The sequence below is a fragment of the Corallococcus sp. CA041A genome (genome assembly GCF_003612075.1).
Classification (GTDB): Bacteria; Myxococcota; Myxococcia; order Myxococcales; family Myxococcaceae; genus Corallococcus; species Corallococcus exiguus.
Genome location: NZ_RAWF01000575.1, coordinates 1 through 803 on the forward strand (window position 1 = coordinate 1; position 803 = coordinate 803).

The window sequence follows — 803 nt, forward strand, 5'->3', positions numbered from 1 at the left end:
CGATGTTGTCGACCATCGTGGAGGACCGGAAGGTGGGCCGGGGCGACCGGGTGGCGTTGATGGTGAATGGGCTGGGAGGCACGCCTCCCATGGAGCTGGCCATCGTGACGCGCCGGGCGCTGGCGTTCCTGGCGGAGCGAGGCGTGAAGGTGGAGCGCGCGTGGCAGGGCACGTTCCTGTCGGCATTGGAGATGCCGGGGTGCTCGCTGACGTTGCTGAAGGTGGATGACGCGCGGCTCGCGCGGTTGGACGCGCCGACGGAGGCGCCAGCGTGGCCGGGGCGGGGGCGGGTGGTGACGCGCCGCCAGGTGGTGCCTACGCGCGCCGCGCTGCCGACAGTGAAGGGGCATCCGAAGCCGCAGCCGATGATGCCGCAGGTGCGCGCGGCGGCGCTGGCGGTGGCGGACGCCTGGGACGCGGCCGAGGCTCGGCTGACGGAGCTGGACAGCAAGGCGGGGGATGGGGACCTGGGCTTGAGCCTGGCGCGTGGCGCGGCGGCGATCCGCGCGTTGCCGGAGGGGGCGTGGGCCACGCCGTCGGGGGCGTTGACGGAGCTGGGACAGGCATTGCGCCGGAACATCGGTGGCAGCTCCGGGCCGTTCTACGCGACGGCGTTGCTGCGAGCGGCGCGCTTCCTGGCGAACAAGCCGACGGATGCGGCGGCCTGGGCGAAGGCGTTCGAAGTGGGTGTGGAAGCGGTGTCGGAGCTGGGTGGGGCGCGGCCGGGAGACCGGACGATGGTGGATGCGCTGCACCCGGCGGCGGTGACGCTCGTGCGCGCGGTCCGGGAGCTGGCTCTTATA

1 protein-coding gene is annotated in these 803 nt (G+C 73.3%); it reads left to right on the top strand.

Features of this window, described 5'->3' with window-relative positions:
- Positions 1–803 (top strand): DAK2 domain-containing protein (locus tag D7V77_RS42270; protein WP_120581759.1); only part of this gene is annotated, 803 nt, incomplete at both ends.